Source organism: Streptomyces sp. NPDC003635 (genome assembly GCF_053587635.1).
In genome coordinates this window covers 59,090-78,189 of sequence record NZ_JBSFOK010000015.1, presented here as the reverse complement: position 1 = coordinate 78,189, position 19,100 = coordinate 59,090, and the positions used below count along the sequence as shown (strand labels likewise).

General features: G+C 71.4%; 15 protein-coding genes and 1 pseudogene. 7 read left to right on the top strand and 9 right to left on the bottom strand.

The window, feature by feature from the left end; all coding sequences use genetic code 11:
• Window positions 1–198 (top strand): annotated as a pseudogene (locus ACWDRW_RS16755) (hypothetical protein); the annotation flags it as partial.
• A gap of 20 nt (window positions 199–218) precedes the next feature.
• On the opposite strand, the gene ACWDRW_RS16750 reads toward ACWDRW_RS16755, so the two are convergent.
• The 4 genes from ACWDRW_RS16750 to ACWDRW_RS16735 are packed head-to-tail and all read right to left on the bottom strand — an operon-like array spanning window position 219 to window position 4,180.
• Window positions 219–1,460, bottom strand: a complete 1,242-nt coding sequence (locus tag ACWDRW_RS16750) for an MFS transporter (RefSeq protein WP_451723837.1) — start codon at window positions 1,458–1,460, stop codon at window positions 219–221.
• Window positions 1,457–2,773 carry a GH1 family beta-glucosidase gene (locus ACWDRW_RS16745; RefSeq protein ID WP_451723835.1) on the bottom strand — a complete coding sequence of 439 codons (1,317 nt, stop codon included), beginning with the start codon at window positions 2,771–2,773 and terminating at the stop codon, window positions 1,457–1,459. The genes ACWDRW_RS16750 and ACWDRW_RS16745 overlap by 4 nt, the downstream gene beginning before the upstream one ends.
• 46 nt (window positions 2,774–2,819) lie before the next feature.
• Window positions 2,820–3,086, bottom strand: coding sequence for a protealysin inhibitor emfourin (locus tag ACWDRW_RS16740; RefSeq protein WP_451723833.1), 267 nt, complete (start codon window positions 3,084–3,086; stop codon window positions 2,820–2,822).
• A 20-nt stretch (window positions 3,087–3,106) separates the two neighbouring features.
• Window positions 3,107–4,180: a M4 family metallopeptidase gene (locus ACWDRW_RS16735; RefSeq protein ID WP_451723832.1), complete on the bottom strand. Its 1,074-nt coding sequence runs from the start codon at window positions 4,178–4,180 to the stop codon at window positions 3,107–3,109.
• A gap of 329 nt (window positions 4,181–4,509) precedes the next feature.
• Between ACWDRW_RS16735 and leuA the strand changes: the two genes are divergently transcribed.
• The 6 genes from leuA (at window position 4,510) to ACWDRW_RS16705 (ending at window position 12,540) form a co-directional block, all read left to right on the top strand.
• Window positions 4,510–6,231, top strand: coding sequence for a 2-isopropylmalate synthase (leuA, locus tag ACWDRW_RS16730; RefSeq protein ID WP_451723831.1), 1,722 nt, complete (start codon window positions 4,510–4,512; stop codon window positions 6,229–6,231).
• Window positions 6,232–6,460: 229 nt separating this feature from the next.
• On the top strand, window positions 6,461–7,156 hold the full coding sequence (locus tag ACWDRW_RS16725; RefSeq protein WP_451723828.1) for a TerB family tellurite resistance protein: 696 nt from the start codon (window positions 6,461–6,463) through the stop codon (window positions 7,154–7,156).
• 140 nt (window positions 7,157–7,296) lie between these two features.
• On the top strand, window positions 7,297–9,384 hold the full coding sequence (locus ACWDRW_RS16720) for an MMPL family transporter (protein ID WP_451723826.1): 2,088 nt from the start codon (window positions 7,297–7,299) through the stop codon (window positions 9,382–9,384).
• A 46-nt stretch (window positions 9,385–9,430) separates the two neighbouring features.
• Complete coding sequence (locus tag ACWDRW_RS16715) at window positions 9,431–10,657, top strand: sensor histidine kinase (protein WP_451723824.1); 1,227 nt, start codon at window positions 9,431–9,433, stop codon at window positions 10,655–10,657.
• Entirely contained in the window at window positions 10,654–11,316 is a 663-nt protein-coding gene (locus ACWDRW_RS16710; protein ID WP_451723823.1) for a response regulator, read from the top strand. Before ACWDRW_RS16715 ends, ACWDRW_RS16710 begins: the two co-directional genes overlap by 4 nt.
• Window positions 11,317–11,355: 39 nt before the next feature.
• Window positions 11,356–12,540: a sialidase family protein gene (locus ACWDRW_RS16705; protein ID WP_451723822.1), complete on the top strand. Its 1,185-nt coding sequence runs from the start codon at window positions 11,356–11,358 to the stop codon at window positions 12,538–12,540.
• Window positions 12,541–12,567: 27 nt separating this feature from the next.
• On the opposite strand, the gene ACWDRW_RS16700 is transcribed toward ACWDRW_RS16705, so the two are convergent.
• From ACWDRW_RS16700 to ACWDRW_RS16680, 5 genes are read right to left on the bottom strand one after another with little or no spacing between them, the layout of a single operon-like run.
• On the bottom strand, window positions 12,568–13,494 hold the full coding sequence (locus ACWDRW_RS16700) for a dihydrodipicolinate synthase family protein (protein WP_451723820.1): 927 nt from the start codon (window positions 13,492–13,494) through the stop codon (window positions 12,568–12,570).
• On the bottom strand, window positions 13,491–14,504 hold the full coding sequence (locus ACWDRW_RS16695; protein WP_451723953.1) for an oligopeptide/dipeptide ABC transporter ATP-binding protein: 1,014 nt from the start codon (window positions 14,502–14,504) through the stop codon (window positions 13,491–13,493). Before ACWDRW_RS16695 ends, ACWDRW_RS16700 begins: the two co-directional genes overlap by 4 nt.
• A 23-nt stretch (window positions 14,505–14,527) precedes the next feature.
• A complete protein-coding gene (locus tag ACWDRW_RS16690; RefSeq protein WP_451723818.1) occupies window positions 14,528–16,501 on the bottom strand; it encodes a dipeptide/oligopeptide/nickel ABC transporter permease/ATP-binding protein in 1,974 nt (657 codons plus the stop codon).
• Window positions 16,498–17,460: an ABC transporter permease gene (locus ACWDRW_RS16685; RefSeq protein WP_451723816.1), complete on the bottom strand. Its 963-nt coding sequence runs from the start codon at window positions 17,458–17,460 to the stop codon at window positions 16,498–16,500. The genes ACWDRW_RS16690 and ACWDRW_RS16685 overlap by 4 nt, the downstream gene beginning before the upstream one ends.
• 4 nt (window positions 17,461–17,464) lie before the next feature.
• Window positions 17,465–19,096 carry an ABC transporter substrate-binding protein gene (locus ACWDRW_RS16680; protein ID WP_451723815.1) on the bottom strand — a complete coding sequence of 544 codons (1,632 nt, stop codon included), beginning with the start codon at window positions 19,094–19,096 and terminating at the stop codon, window positions 17,465–17,467.
• Between the last annotated feature and the right edge of the window lie 4 nt (window positions 19,097–19,100).

Sequence of the window (19,100 nt, the reverse complement as noted above, 5' to 3'; positions counted from 1 at the left end):
GTTTTTGAGGGCGGGGTTGTTGCGGGTGGGCGGGGGTGGCGGCGGAGCCGTCTGGGCAAGCGCCTGATGGAGGTCGGGGTCTCGTCGCGCGAGCAGTTCGAGGCGCTGCTGGGCACGCCGGTCTTTCTGGATCTGCATGTGAAGGTGGCCAAGGACTGGCAGCGGGATCCGAAGCAGTTGCGGCGGCTCGGTTTCTGAGCCGTTGGGGTCAGGGCCGGCTAGTCGACGGCCTTGATCCGGCCCACCAGCACCGCCCCTGCCAATCCGATCGCCGCCGCCAGTGCGTACAGGACTCGGTAGCCGCCCAGGTGGGTCACGATGGGGGCCGCCAGGGCGGGGGCCGCCACCTGCGGGAGGGCGTTGGCCACGTTGATCACGCCCAGGTCCTTGCCCCGGTCCAGGGCCTTCGGCAGGACGTCCGTCATCAGGGCGAAGTCGACCGACATGAAGACGCCCAGGCCCACCCCCAGCAGCGCCGCCACCACGATCGCGCCCGGCCAGGTCTGCCACACCGCCAGCAGGGCCGTCGCCGCCGCGATCAGCGCGCCGGACCAGCGCACGAACGGCTTGCGCCGACCCACCCGGTCCGACCAGACCCCGCCCACCACGACCGTGGCCAGCAGCGTCACGCTGTTCACCGCGGTCAGGATCAGGACCCCCTCGTCGGGGTCGTCGTACTTCAGGCGGTCCCGCAGGTAGTACAGCAGGTACAGGATCACCAGCGCGTTGCTCAGGTTGATCAGGAAGCGGGTCAGCCAGGCCCAGCCGAAGTCCGGATAGCGGCGCGGGCTCAGCCAGAAGCCGCGAAGGAAGGCCCGGGACGACCAGGGTGGGCGGTCCGCGGCCGCCAGACTCAGGTCCTTGTGGCGCAGCACGTACGGCAGCACCCCCGCCACCACGAACACCGCGCACGCCGCATACCCCGCCCCGATCCCGCCCACCGCGGTCGCGAGCCCCGTCCCGGCGACCGCCCCGAAGATCTGCGCCGCCCCCAACCAGCCGCCCACCGAGCCGCGTTGGAGCCGCGGCACCCGGTCCGGCACCGCCGCCGTCACCGCCGCGAAGGCCGCGTTCAGGGTCAGCTGCACCAGGCACCAGCCCAGCATCATCGTCCAGAGCCCGTCCGCGCCCCCGAGCAGCAGCAACGACAGCGCGCCCCCGCCCGTCCCGGCCGCGATCCACGGCGTACGGCGCCCCCAACGGGCCGTCGTACGGTCCGACAGCGCGCCGAACAGCGGGTTCGCGAGCAACGAGACCGCCGCGCCCACCCCCGCCACCCAGGCCAGCAGCGTCTCCTTCGACATCCCCGTGCCCGGCGCGAAGTCCTCGGCCTGCTCGGGCAACAGGATCTGCAGCGGCCCGTACCAGCCCACCCAGATCGCCCAGTTGGCGAGCGAGAGTGCCGTGGTCCAGCCCGGGCCGACCCGGTCGACCGGGTCGCTGAGCGCCCCGACCGTCATCCCTGCGCCCGCAGCACGTCCCGGAACCAGCCGTACGACGCCTTCGGGGTCCGCTCCAGGGTGTCGTAGTCCACGTGGACGAGTCCGAACCGGCGCGCGTACCCCTCCGCCCACTCGAAGTTGTCCAGCAGCGACCAGACGAAGTACCCGCGCACGTCCACCCCGGCCTCCCTCGCCCGGTGCAGCGCGCGGATGTGGCCGTCCAGGTAGGCGATCCGCTCCTGGTCGTCGACGCCCTCGTAGGAGCAGCCGTTCTCGGTGATGACGACGGGCGGGAGCCGGTCGCCGTAGCGCTCGTGGAAGCCGGTGAGCAGCTCGGTGAGCGCCTCGGGAACGACCGGCCAGCCGAAGTCGGTGACCGGGACGTCCCTGATCTCCTGCACGGAGAAGGGGAGTTCGGCCGGCAGCGACACCCCGCCGAACTCGATCTCCGCACCCCGCGGCGCGCCCACCTTCGTCGGCGCGTAGTAGTTGACGCCGTAGAAGTCCAGCGGCTCGCCGATCACCTTCAGGTCGGCCGAGACGTCTCCGGGCATCAACTCGCCGATCCCCACCGGGTATTCGCCCAGCAGCACCGGGTCCGCGAACAGCCGGTTGAGCAGTACGTCGTAGAAGTCCGCCGCCTCCACGTCCGCGGGGTCCTTCGACGCCGCCCACGTCGGCCCGTGCGAGTTGGCGATCCCGATGTCCGTGGCCCCGGCCGCGCGCAGCGCCCGTGCGGCCAGACCGTGGGCGAGAAGCTGGTGGTGGGCGGCGGGCAGCGCGTCGAACATGAGCTGTCCGCCGGGTGCGTGGAGGCCCAGCGCATGGCCCAGCAGGGTGTGCTCGGCGGGCTCGTTGAGGGTGATCCACTTGTGCACGCGGTCCCCGAGCCGCTCGGCGACCACCGACACGTACTCGGCGAACCGTGCGGCCGTGTCCCGCTCCAGCCAGTCGAGCCCGGCCGGCAGGTCCCAGTGGAAGAGGGTGGGGACCGGCCGCACGCCCGCCGCGCTCAGCTCGTCGACGAGACGGTCGTAGAAGTCCAGGCCGCCGGGGGAGTTGACCCGCGGCCACGAGACCGAGAAGCGGTACGCGCCGACTCCGAGCCCGGCCAGCAGGGCCACGTCCTCGCGGTAGCGGTGGTAGTGGTCGCAGGCCACCGCCGCCGTCGAGCCGTCCTTCACGCGTCCCGGCACAGCCGTGAAGGCGTCCCACACGGACGGCTCGCGCAGCTCGGCCGCGCCCTCGATCTGATGGGCCGAGGTCGACACGCCCCACAGGAAGCCCGCCGGGAACTGAGGTATCGCTTGCGTCGCCATGCGCCGGATCATCGGTACCCGGGGTAACGGAAGTCAACGGCCAGGCGTGAAGCTGCCGTTACGCCCCTTCCTTGAGGACGCGAGTGATCAGTTTCCGCTGCTCTTCGGTCAGCCGGGGGTCCGCGCAGTACACGGTCCTGCCGTCCACGGTGATCTGGTAGCTGAAGCCGTCGGGCACCCCGACAGGGGGCGTGCCCCGGCCTTCCGCGAGCGCTCGCTCGGCCAGGGTCCGCCACTGCTGGGCATCGGGCCGCCCCGAGACGTCCACCTCGGCGAACCGCTCGATGCCCGCGAAACCTCCGGTGCGCCTCACCTGAATCCGCATGGGTCCTGTCTAGTACGGAACTACAGCGTGCGCACGCCGACCTGCTCCCAGGCCTTCATGACCGCCTGGAGCTCCTCGCTGCCGTCGCCGTACCGCGCCTTCGCGGCGGCGCCCGTCAGCGTGGCGAAGTCGACGAAGAGGGCCTGCGCCTTCAGCTCGCCGCCGGTCAGCACGTCGTACCAGATCTGTCCGGCGCGCTCCCAGGCATGTCCGCCGAGGGCGGTGGCGGCCAGGTAGAAGGCGTGGTTGGGGATGCCGGAGTTGATGTGGACGCCGCCGTTGTCGCGGCCGGTGCGGACGTAGTCGTCCATCGTCGCGGGCTGCGGGTCCTTGCCGAGCACGTCGTCGTCGTACGCCGTGCCGGGCTCCTTCATCGAGCGCAGCGCCTTGCCCGTCACCCGCGGGGCGAGCAGCCCGGCGCCGATCAGCCAGTCGGCCTCGGCGGCGGTCTGGCCCAGCGTGTACTGCTTGATGAGCGCGCCGAAGACGTCCGACATCGACTCGTTCAGGGCCCCGGGCTGGCCGAAGTAGGTGAGGTTGGCGGTGTACTGCGTGACGCCGTGGGCGAGTTCGTGTCCGATGACGTCGATCGGGATGGTGAAGTCGAGGAAGATCTCCCCGTCCCCGTCGCCGAACACCATCTGCTCGCCGTTCCAGAAGGCGTTGTTGTAGTCCTGCTCGTAGTGGACGGTCGCGTCCAGCGGCAGACCGTTGCCATCGATCGAGTCGCGCTCGTAGGCCTTCAGGAACAGCTCGAAGGTGGCGCCGAGGCCCGCGTAGGCGCGGTTGACGGTGGCGTCCTTGCCGGGCTCCTCGCCCTCCGCGCGGACCTTCCCGCCGGGCAGGTCGGTGCCGTGCCGGGCGTCGTAGATCGTGCGGGAGGGCTTGTCGGGCTCGGCGTCTGCGGGCGGGGCGACGGCGGGCGCGCCGAGCACGGTGGTCAGCCGGCGGTGGGTGCGCTCGTAGGCGTCGCGCTGCAGGGTCCGGCGGGCCGGTCCGGACAGCGCGGGGTCCTCGGCCTGGGCCAGTTTGTCGAGGACATGCGGCGGTACGACGGTGCAGAAGACGGGCTCATGGCCCCCGTGGTTCGTCATGCCCGGCACCATTGCACTGTGTTATGCCGCTGTCACTAGCCGCAACCATGATTGGTGAAATGTGCCGACAAGGCCGTCGCGTGACGGTCGCGGAGTGGTATAGCGCACTTTTTGTCCCATTCGCCCCCATCGCCCGAGGGGATCCCGCATACTGATACGCACCGCCGCATCGCGGGCGGCTCGGCTAGCATGCTGCGCATCATGCTTTTCGGGCTGCTTCTTCTTAGCTGCCGCGGCGAGGGCCTGTAGTCCAGGTCGACTCCCTCCCCGCGGAGCTTCGCGTTGCGTCGTCGGCCGTCCTTCCGGACATCCTGAGGAGCCCCGCAATCATGGCGAACCGCCAGCAGCCCACTTCCATGCCGATCCACAAGTACGGTCGCTACGACCAGGTCGACATCCCGGACCGCACCTGGCCGAACCAGCGCGTCACTCAGGCCCCCCGCTGGCTCTCCACCGATCTGCGCGACGGCAACCAGGCCCTGATCGACCCGATGTCGCCCGAGCGCAAGCGCCGGATGTTCGACCAGCTGGTCAAGATGGGCTACAAGGAGATCGAGGTCGGCTTCCCCGCCTCCGGCCAGACCGACTTCGACTTCGTACGGTCGATCATCGAAGAGCCCGGCGCGATCCCCGACGACGTCACGATCTCGGTGCTGACCCAGGCCCGCGAGGACCTGATCGAGCGCACGGTGGAGTCCCTGAAGGGCGCCAAGCGGGCCACCGTCCACCTGTACAACGCCACCGCGCCGGTCTTCCGCCGGGTCGTCTTCCGCGGCTCCAAGGACGACATCAAGCAGATCGCCGTGGACGGCACGCGGCTGGTCATGGAGTACGCGGAGAAGCTGCTGGACCCCGAGACGGAGTTCGGCTACCAGTACAGCCCCGAGATCTTCACCGACACCGAGCTGGACTTCGCGCTGGAGGTCTGCGAGGCGGTGATGGACGTCTACCAGCCGGGGCCGGGCCGCGAGATCATCCTCAACCTGCCCGCCACCGTGGAGCGTTCGACGCCGTCCACGCACGCGGACCGCTTCGAGTGGATGCACCGCAACCTGTCCCGCCGCGAGTACGTCGTCCTGTCGGTCCACCCGCACAACGACCGCGGCACCGCCGTCGCCGCCGCCGAGCTGGCGCTGATGGCCGGCGCCGACCGCGTCGAGGGCTGTCTGTTCGGGCAGGGCGAGCGCACCGGCAACGTCGACCTGGTCACCCTGGGCATGAACCTGTTCTCGCAGGGCGTCGACCCGCAGATCGACTTCTCCGACATCGACGAGATCCGTCGTACGTGGGAGTACTGCAACCAGATGGAGGTCCACCCGCGCCACCCGTACGTGGGCGACCTGGTCTACACGTCCTTCTCCGGCTCCCACCAGGACGCCATCAAGAAGGGCTTCGACGCCATGGAGGCCGACGCGGCGGCGCGCGGGGTCACCGTGGACGACATCGAGTGGGCGGTGCCGTACCTGCCGATCGACCCGAAGGACGTCGGCCGTTCCTACGAGGCGGTCATCCGGGTCAACTCGCAGTCCGGCAAGGGCGGTATCGCGTACGTCCTGAAGAACGACCACAAGCTGGACCTGCCGCGCCGGATGCAGATCGAGTTCTCCAAGCTCATCCAGGCCAAGACGGACGCGGAGGGCGGCGAGGTCACGGGCTCCGCCATCTGGTCGGTGTTCCAGGACGAGTACCTGCCGAACCCGCAGAACCCGTGGGGCCGTATCCAGGTCCGCAACGGCCAGTCGACGACGGACACGGACGGCGTGGACACGCTGAAGGTGGAGGCGACGGTCGACGGCACGGACACCGTGCTGACGGGTACCGGCAACGGTCCCATCTCGGCCTTCTTCGACGCGCTGCAGTCGATCGGGATCGACGTACGGCTGCTGGACTACCAGGAGCACACGATGAGCGAGGGCGCCTCCGCGCAGGCCGCTTCCTACATCGAATGCGCGATCGACGGCAAGGTCCTGTGGGGCATCGGTATCGACGCGAACACCACGCGTGCCTCGCTGAAGGCGGTTGTCTCCGCCGTGAACCGGGCGGCCCGGTAACAGCGGACTGCTGAGGTGCCTGCGGGGGCTGTGCGCCGGCTGCGCGTGCGTCGCGGCTTGTCGCGCAGTTCCCCGCGCCCCTGGGCAGGCCTCCCTTGCCCGGCGTATACAAGCCAATCTCTGTGCAGGTCACGGAAAGGTCTCGTCCTGGGTGCTGACTAGGCCCGGGGGATGTGGCTAACATCACGCAAGCGCGGCGACGTTGCCGCGGGTTTCGCGGAGGTGCGACGTGCTGCCAGGACGGGGACGAAACGGCCGTGCCGTGAGGCCTGCCCGCATCCTGGGCACACGGACCGCGTGGACGCCCGTCGGGGACGGTGAGTTCTTCTGCCCCGGCTGTGGCGGTGACCGCAACTACCAGCGGCTGACCGGGCGCCGCCGGTTCACCCTGCTGGGCGTGCCGGTGCTGCCGCGCGGTGAGACCGGACCCGTGGTGGAATGCGCGGCCTGCCGTCGCCACTTCGGCACCGACGTCCTGGACCACCCCACCACCACCCGTTTCTCCGCGATGCTCCGCGACGCCGTGCACACCGTCGCCCTCGCGGTCCTGGCCGCGGGCGGCTCCTGCGCCCGTACGGCCCTGGAGGCCGCCGCCTCCGCGGTCCGCGCGGCCGGCTTCGAGGACTGCACCGAGGAACAGCTCGACGCCCTCGTCGAGGCCCTGGCCGCCGACACCGGCCGCGTCCTGGGCGAGCCCTGCGGAGCGGGCCTGGCCATAGAGCTCCACGAGGCCCTGGACCCCCTCGCCCCGCACCTCGCGGCCCCCGGTCGCGAGTCGATCCTCCTCCAGGGCGCCCGCATCGCCCTCGCGGACGGCCCCTACACCCCCGCCGAGCGGGAGGTCCTCGCCACGGTGGGCGCGGCCCTGACCATCTGCGCCGACGACGTGACCCGCCTGCTGGCGGCGGCGCGTACTCCGTCGTAGTACTCCCCGGGGAGTAACGGGCCCCTTCCGCCGCCCCCGGAAGTACCGCCCAACTCGCCCTCCCGTCCGACGAACCCGCCCCCTTCCCCCGGAAGTCTGGAAGCCGAACCAGAGCATCCGACCGGAGGGAGGCCCGTGTCATGGGGGCCGTAAGGACATCCGTACGACGGCGGCGGGGCGTTCCGTGGCTTGTGCTCGGGCTGTGGATCCTCGTGCTGGCGATCGCCTCGCCGTTCGCCTCGAAGCTCGCCGATGTGCAACGGGACCGGGCCGTCGACTACCTGCCGGCGAGCGCCGACTCGACCCAGGTCGCCAAGATCCAGGACCAGTTGCCCGGCGGTGAGACCACGCAGATGGTCGTGGTCTACCACCGGGACGGGGGGCTCACCGCCGAGGACAGGAGCGTCGCCGCCGAGCAGGTCGCCGAGATCGCCGGTTCCTACCGGCTGACCGGGGAGCCCGTCGGCGTGCCCTCCAAGGACGGCACCACGCTCATGTATCCGGTGGCCAGCAACGAGCCCGGCACCGACGAGGAGGCCCGGGACGAGCTCGTCAACGGCGTGCGGGACATCGCCCAGGGGAGCGGCGGGCTCGACGTGGAGGTCGGCGGTGAGGGCGCGCTCGCCACCGACGCCGCCGAGGTCTACAACTCGCTCGACGGGCCGCTGCTCTACACCACCGTCGCCGTCGTCGCGCTGCTGCTGATCATCATCTACCGCAGCCCCTTCCTCTGGCTGGTGCCCCTCGTCGTCGCCGGGGTCGCCAACTACCTGTCGATGGGCGTGGCCTACGGCCTCAACCAGTGGTTCGGTACGTCGGTCTCCGGTCAGAGCTCCGGGATCATGACGATCCTCGTCTTCGGCGCCGGAACCGACTACGCCCTGCTCCTCGTTTCCCGGTACCGCGAGGAACTGCGCCGCATCGAGCGGCCGTACGAGGCCATGGTCGCCGCCCTCAAGGGCTGCGGGCCCGCCGTGCTCGCCTCCTCCGGGACCGTCGCCGCCGGGCTGCTCTGTCTGCTCGCCGCCGACCTCAACTCCAGCCGGGGCATGGGCCCGCTCGGAACGGTCGGCGTGCTCTGCGCGCTGGTCGCCATGCTGGCGCTGCTGCCCGCCGTGCTGGTGCTGCTCGGGCGCCGGGTGTTCTGGCCGATCGTGCCCCGCTACGGCAGCACGCCCAAGGCGCGCCGGTCGCTGTTCGCCGCGATGGGCAGCTCCGCCGGTCGGCGTCCGGTGGCCGTGCTCGTCGGCGGTGGCCTGCTGCTCGGCGCGCTCGCGCTCGGCACGTTCAACCTGCCGGGCGATCTCAAGCAGGAGGACTCCTTCACCAGCAAGCCCGACGCGGTCGCCGCCATGGAGACGCTCGCGGCCGCCTACCCCGAGCGCGGCACCCAGGCCATCACCGTCATCACGCCGGCCGACCGCGCCGAGTCCACCCTCGCCGAGATCCGCGGCACCGGCGGGGTCGACAGCGCGGAGCGGGGGCGCAGCGCAGACGGCTGGGCGGAGATCTCCGTCATCGCCAGGAGCGCTCCCCAGTCCGCGGGGGAGACGGCGACCATCGAGGATCTGCGGGACAGGCTCGACGGCTCCTACGTGGGCGGTCCGAGCGCCGAGCAGATCGACCTGAAGGACACCAACGCCCGGGACCGGCTGATCGTCGTGCCGATCGTGCTGCTGTCGGTCCTGCTGATCCTCGTCGCCCTGCTGCGCTCGCTCGTCGCGCCCCTCATCCTGGTCGCCGCCGTGGTCGCCGTGTGGGGCGCCGCGCTCGGCATCGGCGGGCTCGTCTTCGGCCCGGTGTTCGGGTTCGAGGGCACGGACCCGGGGCTCGGCCTGCTCTCCTTCGTCTTCCTGGTCGCCCTCGGCGTCGACTACGGCATCTTCCTGATGCACCGGATGCGCGAGGAGTCCCTGAAGGGCGCCGAACCGGACGTCGCCGCGCTCACCGCGCTGCGCACCACCGGCGGGGTCATCGCCTCCGCCGGCCTCGTGCTCGCGGCCACCTTCGCGGTGCTCACCAGCATGCCGATGGTGCAGCTCGTCGAACTCGGCTTCGTCATCGCGGTCGGGGTGCTCCTCGACACCTTCCTGGTCCGCACCTACCTCGTGACCAGCGCGAGTGTCGCCCTGCGCCGCAAGGTGTGGTGGCCGGGCGCCCTGTCCAAGGAGCCCGGGCACCCCGCGCCGCCGAAGGAACCGGAGCGGGTGACCGCGGGAGCCCACTGACCGACCGGCGCCCCTCCCTCCCGGAGGGGCGCCCTCCTAGCGGAAGATGATCCCCGTGGAGCAGTCAACCAGTCCCCGTATCGGCGAGCGGATCATGGCCGCGGTCAACCGCGACCCCACGACCGCCCGGCACGGCACCCGCAACGACGTGCTGCTGGCGGTCGCGGCGGCCGCCACCGCCGTGTGCCTGGCGCTGTCCACCGACGCCGGCCGGCGGCCCGACGCCGTCGGCTGGGCGCTGCTGATCGGCGCCCATGTGCCGCTGGCGTGGCGGCGCCGCCGTCCGCTGCTCGTGTTCGCCGCGGTGGTGGCACTCGTCCTGCCCTACCACGCCCTCGACAACAACCACCAGGCGCCCGTACCCGCCTCGTTCATCGCGCTGTACACGGTCACCGTCACCCAACGCCCGTTCCGCACCCTCGTGGTCACCGCCACGGGCCTCGGCCTCTCGCTGGCCGCGATGCTCACCTTCGGCGGCGACAAGCAGGCCGCCGAACTGCTGCGCATCTACGGCTGGGTCCTCGCCGTCATCTTCGTCGGCATCGCCACCCGCTACTACCGCCAGTACATCGCCGCGGTCATCGAACGCGCCGAGCGCGCCGAACGCACCCGCGAGGAGGAGGCCCGCCGCCGGGTCGCCGAGGAACGTCTGCGCATCGCCCGGGACCTGCACGATCTGCTCGCCCACAGCATCACGCTCATCGGCGTGCAGACCTCGGTCGCCGCCCATGTCCTCGCGGCCGACCCCGAGCGCCTGGACCGCGAGACGGTCGCCAAGGCCCTCGACGACATCGCCGAGACCTGCCGTACCGCGCGCGGCGAGCTGCGCACCACCCTGGAGGTGCTGCGCGAGGACGGCCCGGCCGACGCGCGCGGCCCGCTGCCCGGACTCGACGGCCTGCACGACCTGGTGGCCGCCGCCCGGCTCGCGGGCGCGCGCGTGGAGCAGACGGTGCGGGTGCGGCAGGCGCCCCCCGCAGTCGGCGCCGCCGCCTACCGCATCGTCCAGGAGGCGCTCACCAACGCCGTACGGCACGCGGGACCCGAACCGGCCGTCCTGGTGGACCTGCACGAGTGCGACGGTGCCCTGCATGTCGCGGTCACCGACGACGGCACCGGGCCGACGTCCGGCAGGGCACCGGGGTTCGGACTCGTGGGAATGCGCGAGCGGGCCCGCAGTGTGGGCGGCACACTCGACGCCGGGCCGTGCGACAGGGGCGGCTTCCGGGTGACCGCCGTACTCCCGCTCCCACCTCTGGAAGGAACCGCGTGACCATCCGTGTCCTGCTCGCCGACGACCAGACCCTGGTCCGGGCCGCGTTCGCCATGCTCGTCGAGTCCGCGCCGGACATGGAGGTCGTCGGACAGGCCGGCACCGGCCGGGAGGCGCTGGAGCTGGCCCGCAGCGAGCGCGCCGACCTCGTCGTGATGGACATCCGCATGCCCGAGCTCGACGGCATCGAGGCGACCCGGCTCATCGCGGCGGACGAGGACCTGGCCGGCGTACGGGTGCTGGTGCTGACCACGTACGACACCGACGAGCACATCGTGGACGCGCTGCGGGCCGGGGCCTCCGGCTTCCTGGTGAAGGACACACGTCCGGCTGAACTCCTCGACGCCATCCGCACGATCGCCGCGGGTGAGGCCCTGCTGTCGCCGGGGCCCACGGCACGGCTGATCGCGCGATTTCTGCGCAGTCCCTCGACGCCGGCGGTGGGCGGCCCCGACTGCCTCTCCGAGCGGGAGCGCGGGGTGCTCACGCTGGTCGCGCGAGGACTCAACAACACCGAGATCGCCGACACCTTGGGGCTCAGCCCGCTCACGGCGAAGACGCACGTCAGCCGTATCATGGGCAAGCTGGGGGCGCGCGACAGGGCGCAGCTGGTCATCGTGGCGTACGAATCGGGTCTGGTGACTCCGGGAACCATGTGACGGACAGGTCAATGTCTGACACTCCGTCAAGGGAGCTCGATGACCCTCCTGAGCCGTACTCTTCTCGTCACCGCAGTCCTCCTCACCCCGCTCACCGCGACCGGCAGAGCCTCGGCCGCCGCCGAGTGCACGTCCTCGGTGCCCTATGTGTCGGGGCAGGGCGGCTACGACACGTACCGCATCCCCGCGACGGTCAGCACCCGCCGGGGCACGCTCCTGGCCTTCGCCGAGGGACGGCACAACAGCGCGGGCGACACCGGCGACATCGATGTCGTCCTCAGACGCTCCGCCGACGGCGGCTGCACCTGGGGGCCGCTGACCGTGGTGGCCGCCGGGGGCGGTGACACCCGGGGCAACCCGGCGCCGGTGGTGGATCCGCGGACGGGCGCGATCGTGCTGGTCACGTCCTACAACAGCGGTGCCGTGACGGAGGGGCAGATCATGCGGGGCGAGGTGACGCCGGAACAGGGTCGCCGGGTCTTCGTCCAGAAGAGCTGGGACGACGGCCTGCGCTTCAGCGGGCCGCGCGAGATCACCGACCAGGTGAAGCGGCCGAACTGGCGCTGGTACGCCACCGGGCCGGGCCATGCCGTGGCGCTCCGGTTCGGCGCGCACGCCGGACGGCTCGTGGTCCCCTCGAACCACTCCGCGGCCCCGCCGCCCGGCTCGGCCGACTCCGGGCAGGAGCCCAAGTACTACGGCGGCCACGCCATCTACAGCGACGACGGCGGCACCACCTGGCGCACGGGCTTCGTGGATGACGTGTACGACGGCCGGCACAACGCCAACGAGACCACCGCGGCCGAACTCCCCGACGGCAGGCTCTACTTCAACGCCCGAGACCAGCACGGCTCCGTCATCGGCAACCGCCTGGACGGCTGGTCCGCCGACGGCGGCCGCACCCTGTTCCGCCCCTACGCCGTCCAGCCCACCCTCAACGAGGTGCCGGTGGTGCAGGCGAGCGCCCTGCAACTCCCCGGATCCGGCGCCCCCTTGCTGTTCTCCGGCCCGTCCGTGCCCACCTCCCGGCAGGCCATGGCGGTGTGGCGCAGCGGCAACGGCGGAGCGACCTTCACCAAGGTGGCGACGCTGTCCCGGCAGCGCGCCGCCTACTCCGACCTGGTCCGCGTCGACCCGAACACGGTCGGGGTGCTGTACGAGACGGGAGTGAGCAGCCCGTACGAGGCGATCGAGTTCCGTCGGCTGCCGCTGAGCACCCTCTAGCCCGCCGGCCCCCGGCACTTCGTTCGTTCAGAGCAGCCCGGCCGCCGCGAGGTGCTTGCCCACCCGCTCCACCTCCTCCGGTGACAGCGGCACCTGGGGTTCCGCGGTCGCCGGGCAGTCGATGACCCCGCGCAGGTGCAGGGCCGCCTTGAAGGCGCCGAGCGCGGCCGAGCTGCCGCCCATCCGGGTGGGGTCGCCGACCCGCACCATGCCGAACAGGGCGCACAGCCGGTCCTGTTCGGCCCGGGCCCGGTGCCGGTCACCCTCGCGGCTGAGGCGGTCCAGACGGACGTAGCCGTGCGGGTCGACGTTGGCCAGTCCGGGTACCGCCCCGTCCGCGCCCAGCGCCAGGGCCGCGTCGGCGAACAGTTCGGAGCCGGTGAGCACGCTGAAGTCCCTGATGCCGGGACGGGTCCGGGCGCCGGTGACGACCTCGCGGAACCCGGCCAGATCGCCGCTGGAGTCCTTCAGCCCGGCCAGCACCCCCTCGGCGGCCAGTTCCAGCACCAGCTCGGCGGGGAGCTTGGTGTGCACGGCGGCCGGGATGTCGTAGGCGAGGACGGGGACCGGGCTCTCGGCGGCGAGGAGGCGGTAGTGGCGGGCGATCTCGGCGGGGTGGGTGGCCGCGTAGAAGGGGGCGGTCGCCACCACGGCGTCCGCCCCGGCCGCCGCCACCTTCGTCACGTGGTCCAGCACCCGGGGCGTCGTCATGTCGATGACCCCGGCCAGCACCGGCAGCCGGCCGCCCACGTGCAGGGCCACCGTCTCGACCACGAGCCGTCGCTGCCGGTCCGTCAGATACGCGGCCTCCGATGTCGAGCCGAGCACGAACAGGCCGTGCACTCCGCCCTCCACCAGATGGTCGACCAGCCGGAGCAGCGAGTGGACGTCGATCTCGCGGTCCGGGGTCAGGGGTGTGCACACGGGCGGGATGACACCGGTGAGCGGCTTCATGACGGCTCCCTTGCGGACTGTGCCAGGTCGCGGGTCGACCGGTCCTCCTCGACAGGATGGTGGCAGCGGTACCGGTGGCCGGGGGTGGACGCGTGGGAGAACCCGGGCATTTCTCGTGCGCACGGTTCCGTCGCCTTCCAGCACCGGGTCCGGAAGGGGCAGCCGCTCGGCGGACGGGTCGCCGACGGGACCGGGCCGACCAGCGGAATCGGGTCGACCGGATGCAGCAGTCCGGGCGTGGCGGAGAACAGGGCGCGGGTGTACGGGTGACAGGAGCCGTCGGTCACCCGGTCGGCCGGGGCCTCCTCGACGATCCGGCCGAGGTACATGGTGATCACCCGGTCGCTCATCCGCCGTACCGTCTGGATGTCGTGCGAGACGAAGACCAGGGCGAGGCCCAGACGCTCCTTGAGGTCCAGCAGGAGGTTGAGGATCTGGGCGCGGACCGACACGTCCAGGGCGCTGGTGGGCTCGTCGGCCACCACCAGGTCCGGGTCGAGGGCGAGGGCGCGGGCGATGGCGACGCGCTGGCGCTGACCGCCGGAGAGCTGTCCCGGCAGGGCGTCGGCGAGGGCCCGGGGCAGGCCCACCAGGGCCATCAACTCCCGTACGTGATCATCGCGTTCGCGCCGGGTGCCCTGCTCGTGCACGTCCATCGGGTCGCGCAGGATCCGCCGGACCGGCAGGCGGCGGTTCAAAGCGGTGGCGGGGTCCTGGAAGATCATGCCGGTGCTGCGGCCCACGGTCGTGCGGCGCTCGTCCGGCGGCATGGTCCACAGGTCGCGTCCCCGGAAGGACACCGTGCCGGCGGTCGGCCGCTCCACGCCCACCAGCACCTTCGCCAGGGTGGACTTCCCGCACCCCGACTCGCCCACCACGCCGACCGTCTCGCCCGGCAGCACGGTGAGGTCGGCGCCGGTCAGGGCGTGCACCCGGTCCCGGGTGAAGACGCCGCCGCTGCGGGCCTTGTGGACGACGTGGGCGTCGGAGAGCTCGACGATTGGGTGCATCGTCACGGCCTTGGTCGGGGCGTTCAATTGACGACCTCCGTCTCCACCAGTTCGATCGCCGGATGGTGGCAGGCCGCCGTATGGGTGGCGGTGCCGACCAGGTCGGGCGGGTGCGTCCGGCACACCTCGGTCGCCTGCGGGCAGCGGTCGGCGAAGCGGCAGCCGACGGGGAAGTCGGCCGGGGCGGGGACGACGCCCTTGATCTGCGTCATCCGTTCGGCGGCGCCCTCCAGCGACAGCACGCTGCCGAGCAGTCCGCGCGTGTAGTGATGGGCCGGGGCCTCGACCAGGTCGGCGGTCACCCCGGTCTCGACGACCTGTCCGCCGTACATCACCACCACCCGGTCGGTGACGTCGGCGACCAGGGCGAGGTCGTGCGAGACCAGGATCAGCGCGAAGCCCAGCTCCTCACGCAGCCGCAGCAGCAGCGCCATGATCTGCGCCTGGACGGTGACGTCCAGCGCCGTCGTGGGCTCGTCCGCCACGATCAGCTTCGGGTCCCGGGACAGGGCCATCGCGATCAGCACGCGCTGGCGCTGGCCGCCGGACAGCTCGTGCGGGTAGCTGCGCAGGATGCGGTCGGGGTCGAGGCCGACCAGGGTGAGCAGTTCCCCGGGACCGCGGCGGCCTCCACGCCGTACGACCTGCTTGAGCTGGGCGCGGATGGTCATCGCCGGGTTCAGGGAGGACAGGGCGTCCTGGTAGACCATCGCCATCTCGTGGCCGAGCAGCTTGCGCCGTACCCGCGTCGGCTCGGCCAGCAGGTCCCGCTGGTGGAAGCGGACCTGCCCGCGCACCCGGGCGCCCTTGGGCTGGAGGCCCATGACGGTCAGCGCGGTGAGGGACTTGCCGCAGCCCGACTCGCCGACCAGGCCCAGCACCTCGCCGGGCCGCACCTCGAAGCTGATCCCGTCGACGATGTCGACGCCCCGGTGGCGGTCCTCGAAGCCGATGGCGAGGTTCTCCACGGCCAGCACCGGCTGGACGCCGGCGGGCAACGGACGGGCCCTGGCGCGCAGGCGGCGGGCGGCCTCCGTCAGTCCGGGCAGCCGGGTGACCTCCCCGCTGCCGGGTTGCGGCGCCTCGATCCGGTCCGCGTCCTCGGGGACCTCGACCTCCCGGGCCGCCGGGGCCGCCCAGGCGTCCGAGACGCCCTCGGAGAGGACGTTCAGCGAGAGCACGGTGAACAGGATCACCAGGCCCGGGAAGACGGTCGCCCACCAGCCCCCGGTCAGCACCATGTTCTTGCCGTCCGCGATGACGCTGCCCCACGACGGGTCGGGGGGCCGCACCCCGGCGCCGATGAAGGACAGCGACGCCTCGAAGACGATGGCCTCGGCGACCTGCACCGTGCAGAAGACCAGGACCGGCGCCGCGCAGTTGACGGCCACGTGGCGCCAGACGATGTGCGGGGTGCGGGCGCCGATCACCCGTTCCGCGGTCACGTAGTCCTCGCCGTACTGGTCCAGGACGTTGGCCCGTACGACCCGCGCGACCGGTGGGGTGAACAGGAACGCGATCGCGCAGATCAGGACAGTGATCCCGCCGCCGAAGACGGCGACCAGGACGGCGGCCAGCGCGATGCCGGGGAACGCCATCACCACGTCCAGACACCGCATCAGCGTCTCGTCGACCGCCTTGCGGGAGGTCGCCGCCACCGCTCCGATCAGCGCGCCCGCCACCAGGGCCAGCGCGGTGGCGCCGAGGCCGATCGCCAGCGACCAGCGGGCGCCGTACATCAGCCGGCTGAGGATGTCGCGGCCCAGGCTGTCCTGGCCCATCCAGTGCTCGGGGGAGGGATGTCCGGTGCCGTCGACGGGCGGCTGCTGCTCCAGCGGATCGTGCGGGGCGAGCAGCGGCGCGAACACGGCGACGAGGACGATCAGGGCCAGGAAGCAGGCGGCCAGCTTCGACATCAGCGGCAGCCGGCGCCAGCCGCGCAGCCGGACGCCGGGGCGGGAGAGGGCCGCGGTGAGCTCCTTGCGGTTCATGATCATGCCGCTGTGTCCCTCAGTCGCGGGTTGACCAGCAGGTAGAGGATGTCGATCACGAGATTGACGATGACGAAACCGAACGCCGTGGTCAGGACGACACCCTGGACGACCGCCGGATCGCCGTTCTTCACGGCGTCGATCATCAGCTTGCCCATGCCGGGCAGCGAGAAGATCGTCTCGATGACGACCGCCCCGCCCAGCAGATAGCCGACCCGCAGACCGAGCACGGTGAGCGGGTTGACGAGGGCGTTCCTGAGGACGTTGCGGCCCACGACCACGCGCGGCGGCAGACCGCTGCCGATGGCCGTACGGACGTAGTCCTTGTCCAGTTCCTCCACCACCGAGGTCCGCACGATCCGGGTGAGCTGGGCCGCCACCGGCAGCGAGAGGGCGAGCGCGGGCAGCGTCATCGTCTTCAGCCAGCCGGTGAAGGAGTCCGCCGGGTTGATGTAGCCCCCGGTCGGGAACCAGCCGAGGTCCACCGCCAGGTACTGGATCATCAGCAGCGCCAGCCAGAAGCCGGGCGCGGCCACGCCGGTCAGCGAGACCACCCGGATGATCTGGTCCGGCAGCCGGTCACGGTAGACGGCCGCGGTGATCCCGCCGAGCAGCGCCAGCACCGTCGCGATGCCGAGGCCGAGGAAGGTGAGCTGCAGGGTGAGCGGCAGCGCGGTCATCACCTGGTCGACGACCTCGCCCCGGGTGAGCGCGCTGGTGCCCATGTCCCCGTGCAGCAGATCGCCCACGAAGGCGACGTAGCGCACGGGCAGCGGATCGAGCAGGCCGTTCTCCTCGCGGAACTGGTGGAGCTGCTCGGGCGTCGGGTTCGCGCCCTGGAAGAAGGCCGACGCCGGGTCGACCTTCGAGAAGCGCATCACCAGGAACACGAACAGCACGATGCCGAGCATCAGCGGGACGAGCAGGACGACACGGCGGATCAGGATCCGTACGACGGCGGTCATCCCGCTAGGCCCACTTCGCCTGGAGCAGGTTGATCCCCGGGTACGGCTGTGCCCTTATGCCGCTGAGCAGTCCGGCGTCCCAAGCCGTCATCAGCTCGTTGTGGACCACCGGGTAGAGCACGGCCTGCTCGGCGACGACGTCGACGTAGTCCTGGATCATCGTCTTCTTCCGGTCCGGGTCCGGCTCCCGCGTGGCTTGGTCCATGTCCTTGAACAGCTGCCTTGCGACCGGGTCGTTCGCCCACCGCGTGTAGCCCATCCACAGGTTGGTCGGGCCGTAGTTGTAACGCATGATCAGATCGGCGTCGAGACCGAACTGGTTGGGGTTCGAGGCGGCGACGACCACCTGGTAGTCCTGCTTCTGGTCCAGCTTGGTGAACACGGCCGTGGTCTCCTGCGGCGACAGCGTCGTCCGCACCCCGACGGCGTCCCAGGAGGACTTGATGGTCGGCAGGCAGTCGACGATCCAGCTGACGTTCACCGCCAGGATGTCGATCTTCAGCCCGCTGACCCCGGCCTCCTTCAGCAGTGCCTTCGCGCGGTCGGGGTCGTGGTCGTAGACCGTCTTGGCGCGCCGGTAGCTCGGGTTGGCCTCGTTCAGGAAGGAACTCGACGGCTTGCCGTGCCCCTTGAGGGCCACCTCGACCATCTGCTCGGTGTCGATGGCGTAGTGCAGCGCCTGCCGCACCCGTACGTCGTCGAACGGCTTGTGCTCGGTGTTGAACATCAGGAACAGGTTGTTCATCCCGGCCCCGCCCGCGACCGTGAGCCCACCCTGGGTGAGCCGGCCGACGTTGGCGTACGGGATGTTGTCGGCGATCTGCGCCCCGGCGCTCGACCCCGAGATACGGGCCACGCGGGGGGCCGCGTCCACGATCGTCAGCCAGTTCATCCTCTTGAAGGCCGGCCTGCGCGGGCCGTTGTACCCGGCGTACGCCTCGAAGGTCGTGTTGGACTTCGGGTGGTGCGCGGTCTGCCGGTACGGGCCCGAGCCGATCGCCTTGCCCGCGATGGCCTCGTCCCAGGCGCCGGGCCGGGAGTAGACGTGCTGGGGCATGACCTTGGCGAGGGTGAGCCGGGACAGGCCGTCGGGGAAGGGGAACGCGAGGACGAGCTCGACGGTCCGCGTGTCGACCTTGCGGGCCTCCTTCAGCCAGCCCGCGAAGAAGCCCTTGGCCAGGGTCTGGGTCTTCGGGTCGAGGATCCGGTCGAAGACGAACACCACGTCGTCGGCGGTGACCGGCTCGCCGTCGTGGAAGGTCGCGCCCTCGCGCAGGGTGAACCGCCAGGTGGTGGCGTTCGGATCGGCCGGCACCTGGGTGGCGAGCGCCGCGTACGGCTCACGCGAGATCGGGTCGGTGTCGAGGAGACCCTCGTAGATGTGGTTGTTGGCGGCCATGCAGAACGCCGACGCCGTCTGCGTCGGGTCCCAGCTGCCGTCGTTGCCGTAGCCGATCACCGCGGTCAGGGTCCGGTTCGGGCCGCCCGCCCCGCCCCCGGTGTCGTTGGTGGACTCCGGCCCGGCCGAACAGGCCGACAGGGACGCGGAGACCGCGGCGGCGGCGCCCAGCGCGCCGGTGTGTTTCAGGAAGGTCCGGCGACCGAGCGCCGGCACGTCGGGGGTCACGTCGCGCACGGTT